The 8,501-nt window shown below is 65.7% G+C and carries 8 protein-coding genes; 5 read left to right on the top strand and 3 right to left on the bottom strand.

Annotated features, from left to right (window positions below; all coding sequences use genetic code 11):
- A partial coding sequence (locus tag ABFX45_RS45450) for a transposase (protein WP_346137305.1) occupies positions 1 to 320 on the top strand: 320 nt, incomplete at its 5' end.
- Positions 321 to 389: 69 nt separating this feature from the next.
- Here the strand turns inward: ABFX45_RS45450 and ABFX45_RS45445 are convergent.
- On the bottom strand, positions 390 to 674 hold the full coding sequence (locus ABFX45_RS45445; RefSeq protein ID WP_346137304.1) for a hypothetical protein: 285 nt from the start codon (positions 672 to 674) through the stop codon (positions 390 to 392).
- Positions 675 to 700: 26 nt separating this feature from the next.
- Positions 701 to 1,003: a TetR family transcriptional regulator gene (locus tag ABFX45_RS45440; RefSeq protein WP_170155142.1), complete on the bottom strand. Its 303-nt coding sequence runs from the start codon at positions 1,001 to 1,003 to the stop codon at positions 701 to 703.
- 596 nt (positions 1,004 to 1,599) lie between these two features.
- Between ABFX45_RS45440 and ABFX45_RS45435 the strand changes: the two genes are divergently transcribed.
- The 4 genes from ABFX45_RS45435 to ABFX45_RS45420 all read left to right on the top strand — a co-directional run bounded on the left by ABFX45_RS45435 (position 1,600) and on the right by ABFX45_RS45420 (position 6,679).
- Positions 1,600 to 3,495: a glycosyl hydrolase 53 family protein gene (locus ABFX45_RS45435; RefSeq protein ID WP_346137303.1), complete on the top strand. Its 1,896-nt coding sequence runs from the start codon at positions 1,600 to 1,602 to the stop codon at positions 3,493 to 3,495.
- 368 nt (positions 3,496 to 3,863) lie between these two features.
- Positions 3,864 to 4,676 carry a rhamnogalacturonan endolyase family protein gene (locus ABFX45_RS45430; protein WP_346137302.1) on the top strand — a complete coding sequence of 271 codons (813 nt, stop codon included), beginning with the start codon at positions 3,864 to 3,866 and terminating at the stop codon, positions 4,674 to 4,676.
- A gap of 415 nt (positions 4,677 to 5,091) precedes the next feature.
- On the top strand, positions 5,092 to 5,277 hold the full coding sequence (locus ABFX45_RS45425) for a hypothetical protein (RefSeq protein WP_346137301.1): 186 nt from the start codon (positions 5,092 to 5,094) through the stop codon (positions 5,275 to 5,277).
- 853 nt (positions 5,278 to 6,130) lie between these two features.
- Complete coding sequence (locus ABFX45_RS45420) at positions 6,131 to 6,679, top strand: GNAT family N-acetyltransferase (protein ID WP_346137300.1); 549 nt, start codon at positions 6,131 to 6,133, stop codon at positions 6,677 to 6,679.
- Between the two features lie 415 nt (positions 6,680 to 7,094).
- Here the strand turns inward: ABFX45_RS45420 and ABFX45_RS45415 are convergent, their stop codons facing one another.
- A complete protein-coding gene (locus tag ABFX45_RS45415) occupies positions 7,095 to 7,796 on the bottom strand; it encodes a hypothetical protein (RefSeq protein WP_346137299.1) in 702 nt (233 codons plus the stop codon).
- Positions 7,797 to 8,501: the final 705 nt, after the last annotated feature.

The following is an 8,501-nucleotide window of genomic DNA, read 5'->3' as shown; positions in this document are numbered from 1 at the left end:
TCGACGCCGTCCCACCGATCCGGGGCGTGGTCGGCAAACCACGCCGCCGGCCACGCCGCATCTACGCCGACCGCGGCTACGACCACGACAAGTACCGCCGCATGGTCCGAGCCCGCGGCATCACACCCGTCATCGCCCGCCGCGGCGCCGACCACGGCTCCGGCCTGGGCACAGTCCGCTGGCCGGTCGAACGCACCTTCGCCTGGCTCAAAGGCTTCCGGCGACTCCGCGTCCGCACCGAACGTCGAGCCGACGTCCACCAGGCCATCCTCAGTCTCGCCTGCTCGATCATCTGCCTGCGGAAACTCATTCTGAACTGATCACTTAGCCCTGTCGAATCATTGTCCTAAGCGGACTCATTTCTATGCGTGAAACCTGTGCCAGAGTGGTCAGCCTTTGTCGCGGGTGATCGCTGCGAGGACGATCTCCTGCGCTTCGGACAGTTGAGACAGTGCGTCAGGATCCCGGCTGATGCGCTCCACCCCGGCGCGCATTGCGCCGGAAAGCAGTTCCACGGTCAGCTGGACATCATCCAATCCGCAGAACTCGCCGTTGGTGAAGCCGTCTCGAACCACGTTCTCCGCCTCGGCGACGAGTGCGGTGAACGGATTGTGCGGCCGGTCCGGGAGATCGGCCATCAGCGGAGTGGCGTTGGCGAGGAACATCAACCGCATCGCGTGGTTCGTGGACGTGGACAGGATCACCTCGATGATCTCCCGCATCTGTCGGCGGCAGACCAGGCGGACCGCGCGGCGATCACGGCCACGTCCTCGGTCAGCGGCAGGCTCGCCCGCCGGGCCAGCTGCGGGACCAGCGTGCGTTTGTCGTTGGCGTGGTTGTAGAGGGTGTTGCGCGCCAGTCCCGCCTTGGTCGCGATGTGCCCCATGTTGATCGAGTCGTAGTCGCGTTCGAGGACCAGAATCATGATCTGCGCGGCGACCGCCGGGTCGCCCTCGGAGTCGTACAGACGGCGCACAACGGCGATGTTTGGAGAGTCGGACAATTCGTGCTCCTCGACAAATGCGGTCACGTCCTCGGATCGTGGCATCGGATGCCGCTCTTGTGAGGAGGACGGTTTTCTCCCTGGATGGGCCAGCACGGCCGCGATCACGCCGGATGGTGGCCGACAACCCGCCGATGCGAGCTGAACCGCACGGACGTGCTCTCGGCACCTACAGCGCTGGTTCACCATCTTCGACGTTGAGTCTGTCGAACATCACGTCGATTCGACTGGCGCGAAATCGCCTGCGACCGAGCTTCGCGCGGCGGTGGACTGATCATCCCAATAGGACTTCTCCACGGGGCTCGATCTCCGGGCCATGCCCAGCGAGCTGCTTGAATCGTTTCAAGACTACCTGTGTCCACGACGCTCCACCGAGCCGCTGGACCGTTGGGAAAACGCTTACCTGCCTTTGTCGCACCAGGTTCAACTCTTGCGCCGGAGATTGAAACGGTTCATCGTGACTACCCGATGTCCAACGTCGGCCGGTCTCGTGCCCCTTCCGTTCGAAGGAAACCGGTGATGAGAACTCTGGTTCTCGTCAACACCGAGGACTGGATCAACGAGGCCACCGGCGACACACATGTCGGGAGAGAGACGTGATCGCTCGGTTCCGGTCCAGAGTCACAGCGGCACTCACAGCCTTCGCGACGGTGGCGGCCGGGGTGCTGACAGCTCCCCCTCAGGCGCACGCGATCTACGGCACCGCCGACATCAAGCCGATCGAGAGCAACATCGCGGCCAAGTTCTGGGCTACCGCCACGGCGAGCAGCGGCTCGGCCACCGCCCGATCGGCCATCGACGGCAACCCGGCCACCTCCTGGTACGCGGACGGTCCCAGCGCCCGCCAGCAGTTGACCGTCGACCTCGGCGGAGCCTACGACAACCTGCGGAAGGTCAAGGTGCTCTTCGCCGACCGCGGGGTGGCGTACCGGTACACCATCCAGGTCTCGGCCGACGGCCGGCGGTGGAACGAGATCGCCGACAAGTCCCGCAACCGCGCCGCCGAACGGGGCACGGCGCATCTCTTCACCAGGCCGGGAACGCGGTACGTCCGGCTCTCGATCATCGGCACGTCGGGCCACCCCAGGATCGGCGTGAGTGAGCTCCAGGTCTTCAACTACCTGCGTGACGACCTCGTCCTCGGCGCTGACATGTCCTGGATGGACGATCACCAGAACCGGCAGTACTGGGTCAACCCGCAGTCCGCCGACAAGGGCGCCGGGCCGCACCTGCTCGACGTTGCCAAGGACCGCGGCATGGAGTACTCCCGGCTGCGGATCTTCAACGAGCCGAGGAACGAGAGCACCGGCCAGCCGGCGGCGATCCCCCGCCAGGGGCCGGAACGCTCGCTCCAGTCCGCACGGTGGGTCAAGGAGCGGAACATGGGCCTCGGCATCGACTTCCACTACGCGGACTCCTGGGCTGACCCGTCCAAGCAACCGAAACCACGCGCCTGGGCCCAGTTGGAGTTCGGCGATCTGACCAAGGCGGTTTACAGCTACACCCGCGACTACCTCGGCCGGCTGATCCGGCAGGGCACCAAGCCCGACAAGGTCGCCGTCGGGAACGAGATCATCAACGGCTTCATGTACGGCAGCGAGGCGGCCCTCATCGGCACGACCGCCCCGCCCTACTTCGTCGACCAGGCCGACGTCTACCAGTCGAAGCCCGGCGGCGGCCTGCTGTGGCGCTACTGGCAGTCGACCGACCCGGAAGAGCAGCGGCTCTACAACGAGGCCTGGGACCGGTTCACCACGCTCGCCACGGCCGGGATCAAAGCCGTCCGCGACACGTCACCGAAGACCAAGGTCGAGATCCACGTGATCGTCGGCACCGGGCGGCTCGCCAAGACCATGGAATTCTGGCACCAGTTCCTCACCAGGGTGAAAGCCAAGGGCCAGAACCCCGACGTGCTCGCGATCTCCTACTACCCGGAGTGGCACGGTACGCCCGAGGCTCTGGAAGTCAACCTGCACACGATGGCGACGACGTACCCCGGCTACGAGATCGAGATCGCCGAGACCTCCTACCCGGCATCTGGTGGCAACGGCTCGCCGATGCCGAACTCACCGTTCCCCCGCACCGTCCAGGGCCAGGCGGACGCGATCCAGCGGATCTTCCAGGCAGCCAACGACGTGGTCGGCAACCAGGGCACCGGCGTGCTGGTCTGGGAACCGGCGGGCTGGCAGTCGATGTTCCGTGCCGTACCCGGGATGCCCGACACCTGGGAGCCGCACGCGTCGATCAACGTGTTCAACGCGAGCCGGGCCAGGCACGTCCTCGAAGACACAGTCCACGTCACCACCCGCGTGGGCAGGGCACCGGCGCTCCCCTCCGCGGTGCGCGTGCTGACCACCGCGAACAACCGCATCAGCACGGTTCCCGTTCGCTGGCAGGCACTTCCGGATGGAGCGACTGACAGGCCGGGCGAGGTGGTCGTCGGCGGGACGACGGCGCTGGGCAAGGTCACGGCCGTCGTCGACGTGCTCTGAGGACCCGTCACCGTCGATCTCGATGAGTTGGAGGTCGAATGCGCAGTCGAATTTCGACGCGACTGTGCACGTTCACAGAAAATCGGCAGAACCCCATTGCAAGGATCTCCTATCTGCGGTTCCATCCAAGCAAATGGATCGCCACCGAGTCTGTGTACGTTCACAGCCTCACACTCAGCACGAACCCTGATTCACTCGATCAAAGGAGATCGAATGACCGCGTACGGGGATTCGCCGCGCGGGGGCGCCGTTCCGCCAGCGGACGTCGCGCCACCCGCGACGTTGCCGCCCTTCCACCTTCAGCCGGGCTCCGCTCACCGCCCATCTGCGCTGACCTGAGCGTTCGACTCACCTGACGGAGGTCAACCATGCTCATGCATCGACGGCGCGCCACACCACTCGCCGCAGGCGTCGTCGCCTTGACCTTGGCCGGCAACGGTCTCGTCGTCTTGGCGGCTTCGGCTGCGGCGACCCGGTACGAAGCGGAAGCCGCGCCGGCCACCTGCACCGGCTCGATCGAGTCCAACCACACCGGCTACTCCGGCAACGGGTTCTGCAACGGTGACAACACAATCGACGCGGCGACGCAGTTCACCGTGACCGCATCCGCGGCCGGCACGGCGACCATCGCCATCCGGTACGCCAACGGCGCAACCGGCAACCGACCTGCCGACGTGCTCGTCAACGGAGCGCTCGCCCACGCGAACACCGCGTTCGACCCGACCGGCGCCTGGACCGCGTGGGCCACGAAGACGTTCGCCGTACCGGTGCACGCGGGTACGAACACGATCCGGCTGGACCCAGCCACCGCGGCGGGCCTGGCGAACATCGACTACCTCGACCTCGAGACCGGCAGCGCTCCGCCGGTCGAGGGCAAGCAGTTGGAGGATCTCGACCGCGGTCTGGTCAGCGTGCGTTCAGGGTCAGGCAACCTGGTCTCGTGGCGGATGTTCGGGACCGAGCCGGCCTCGACCGGGTTCAACGTGTACCGCGGCACCACGAAGCTCACCTCCTCACCGATCACCCGCTCCACGAACTTCCTGGACTGGGACTTCGCCGGCGAGGAGAACGGCAGGATCACGCAGTGGGGACGAGGTTCGACCAATCCCACGAAGAAGTCCACCTGGGGACAGGAGGACTACCTGGACTCGCGGCTGGAGCTGATGCGCGATCGGCGGTGACGTTGTTGCTCCATTCGGGTAGTTCGCGGGTGGGTGAGCAACGCCGCGCTGTACCCGGACCGTATGACGCGCGGCGGGCCAGGCCTGACCTGATGGCCGGCCGAACACCAAACCACGAGGGGAATCATCATGACATTCAGGGGAATCCTGCTCCGGCTCGCAGGATCCGTCACGGCAGTGGCACTGGTGTTCACCGCAGCGCCGGCAGTCGCCACTGCGGCGCCGCAGGCCGAGTCGCTGTACTGGATCAGGTTCGCGGCGGGTGTCCAACGCTGCCTGGACGCCAACCTCGAAGGCAGCGTGTACACCCATGCCTGTCAAGACAGGAACACCTACCAGCAGTGGGACAACTACGCTCTTGGAAAGTTCAGGCACAAGAGGACCGGGCTGTGCCTGGCCGCCCGGTGCGCCGTCGGTGTTCCTCGCGTCCTGCTCGGTCAGTGCCAGCGACTGGACGACGTCGTCGACGACGAACAAGTACATCATGAACAAGTCGACGGGTCTCTGCCTGGACAACGACGGCGGCCAAGCGGAGGCTGTCGGACTGCGGGTCTGCCGGGCGGGAACCGCATTGTGGACCATGACGAGGCTGACGGACTGACAGGGCGGTGGGCCGTTCGGGAGGACGGCCCACCTTCCACTCCTCTGTGATTCATGGTGGCCGGGCCTGGTCGAGTTGGTAGCGACGTTGATCGAGGCACTCGCGAGCACGCCGAGGATCCAACTTGACTCGGGCAGGTGATTCTGCGCGGCCAAGGCGATCGACACCGTGACCGACCGCCGGATCCAGGTGCTTCTCGCGGCGCGACCGGCGTGCTGCAGGTCGGACAGGGCTGCTTCCGCACGATCACGCTCATCGGCGACGAACCCACCGCTCCTTACGACCGGCCACCGCTGTCGAAGAAGATCCTCTCCGGCGCCTGGACACCCGACCAGTTGTCGTTGCGCTCCCCAGAACGACCTCGGCGCACTCGGCCTGGACACCCGTTTCGGCCGCACCGCCACCGGTGTGGACCTCCAGTCGTCGGCGAACTGGTGCGAGCCGAGATCGAGGAAGAAGTACCGGGCGACCAACTCCTGCCCAGGACCGATGATCCGACTCGAACGAGTTCGCCTCCTTGCAGGATGCACTGCAATGGCTGGATAGCTGCCTCGTCAGTTTCTTCGACTGCGCGAACACTGGGACGACTGGCGCCCGACAGCTGAAATCGCGCTCGAGACGGCCCAGGGGAAACTCCAGTCGCCACAGCGAATCGTGCTTCCTGGCTGGCCCTCGGACACGTCCTGCTGGTAGACACGGGAGTTGGGACTTGCGGAGCTGTCCCAGATGGTCGTTGATCACGGTTTCGAGCGGTGTACGGGCACTGACATCCAGATCTGGTCGTCAGGGTGTGAAGCTGCCGCTGTGGGTGGCTGAGGCTTCTGACCAGTGGGCGTGCGATAGCTTGCCCGTCATGACTGAGCTCGGGCCCGTCGCCTGGCCACCGGCCCCGATCAGGACCGAGCGGCTCGTGCTCCGCGAGTCCGAGGCCGGGGATCGCACGGCGCTCATCGACCTGTTCTCCTCGCCGGAGGTTGGCACCTACATCGGTGGTCCTCGACCGCGCGATGAGCTCGAACGCACGGTGCCTGAGGTGCCTGGGCGACGCCCTGGCTTCTTCGTGATCGATCTCGAAGGAACGGTGATTGGCATAATCACGTTCGATCGGCGCGACGCGGAACGTCCGGGACCCGCTTCTCCTGATGCCGGGGAGGCATGGCTCGGTTATCTGCTTTTGCCGGAGGCGTGGGGACGCGGGTACGCCGCCGAGGCGTGCGTAGCAGCGCTTGGCTGGATTGTCGACGCGCTTCCCGGCGCGCCAGTGGCGCTCTGCACCCAGACTGCCAACGACCGCGCGATGCGCCTTGCGGCGAAGCTGGGGTTCACTGAGGTGGAGAGGTTCGAAGCGTACGGCGCCGAGCAGTGGTTCGGTGTGTGGTCCTCGGTCACGCCGTCCGGTTGAGCTCGTGCTCAGCAGCGCGGATTCAAGGTTTCCGGGCACCGGAGGCAAGTCGATCGGGGTGCCGGCGAGGAGAAGTTCCACACCGTCGTCGGTGACGATCACGCGTTTGGTGGTCAGCTCCGTGATCCGCGCAGGCCGTTGTGCGTAGAGCAGAAGGAAGAGTCCGCCCACGCGGTCGGAGATCGCGGTCGTGTGGTCGGTCAAATCATCCGCGACGCTGCGCGTGCTCGAGGCCTGGACCTTGCTCCCCCGACACGCGGCAGTTCAACCGATCACCGGCTGGCTCCAGCTGCGCAGTCAGGCCGCTTTGCACGCACTCAATGCGTGGCGCGCCACGAAGGACGAAGTCACCGAGGCGAAATCCTGGTCTCAGCGGAAGAACGGCCGTAGCGGCCGATGCAAGGACGCCGACGCCTCACGCCCGCATACCTGCCGGCGCCGCCGTGAGCTCTTTCTGCCGAGTGTTCGCCGAATAGTGGGCGACGGCGATCGCTCCGGCGATCGCCAGGACGAACCCGGCGACCGCGGCGGTCACGTAACCGTCGCGCACGTGATCGCCGAGATAGACCAATCCGACGAACGACGAAAGCGCCGTGTTGGTCGTGAACATGATCGCGCTCACCCCGGTCGGGCCGCCCTTCTGCAACGCCATCGCGAACAGCACCGCCGCGGTGCATCCATGGAGGACGATCGACCAGGCCGCCGGTTCCAGGACGAGCTGCCACGCGGCGTCCGGGAGATGGAGTGTGCGTGCCGAGATGCCGACGACGCTGTACGCGACACCGGAGCCGAATGCCAATGCCACCGTCGCCCAGACGCGGTTGTGGCGTCGGGCGTAGAGGGCGATCGCCGCCACCGGAATCGCTGTGGCCACCAGGATCCACCGCCATTGCGATGGCAGGGCCTGTGCAGGGCTCGGCTCTGCGGACACGCCCAGCAGAACCAGACCGGTCGCGCCGACAACCAGCGCGCCCCATCCCGGTGCACGCAGGCGGAAGCCCATCAAGGCGCTGATCATGGCGGTCACACCGACGCTGAACGCGAGCATCGACTGGACGAGGAACAACGGCAGCCGATGCAATGCCGCAGAGGCGCAGGCGAATCCCAGCAGGTTCACACCGAGACCGAGGAAGTACAGCCACTGACGCCGCAGAGCGATGAGATCGAGAGACCTTCCGCCGTACGCGCCCGCACGCCGGACACCCACAGACTCCAGGACCGAACCACTGCCTGACGCCAGGGTCGCCAGCACAGCGAGGAGGTAACCCAGAGCCATCCGTCCATTGTGTCAGCCGGTGGCCGTAGTGCTTTCACGTCCCCATTGAGGACGGCTGATCCAGCACCCCGCTGTGGCAGGACTCTCCTGCCTCCAGGGCGCTCACCCGGGCGATCTGGAGACCGGGAAACCGCAACAAAGCTTGGCGGCGAGCGATTGAATCGCGCCGAATGGCCCTCCACAGTAGATTCAAGCTGTCCGATAGCGCATGAACACACAAACTGCGCCAGCTTGCCACCTGCGGGGTTCAAGTCCCCTTCAACCGCCAGCGCTGGCACACCGGCCACGACCAGCCTGACACGCACAGGCCATCGAGCCGCGCACTGTCATTCGCCGAGCTTCAGCAAAAGGCGCTGGTAGAGCAGGTGGGTGCAGTGGCCAACTCCGGCCTCGGACACATGAAATGTGGCAAACACACCACATTGACGTGATCTCAACGAGTTTCAGGTGAGCCGTCCGTACTCGAAATGGGTGAGTACGAGTGCGGCTTTGACGATGTGGCCGATCTTGCGTGGGCTGGTGGTGAAGTGCCGCAGGGCGCGCCAG

This window comes from Lentzea roselyniae (genome assembly GCF_039537795.1).
In the GTDB taxonomy this organism is placed as follows: Bacteria; Actinomycetota; Actinomycetes; order Mycobacteriales; family Pseudonocardiaceae; genus Lentzea; species Lentzea atacamensis.
Note: the sequence above shows the minus strand (reverse complement) of the source record. Positions and strands in the feature narration are given on the sequence as shown.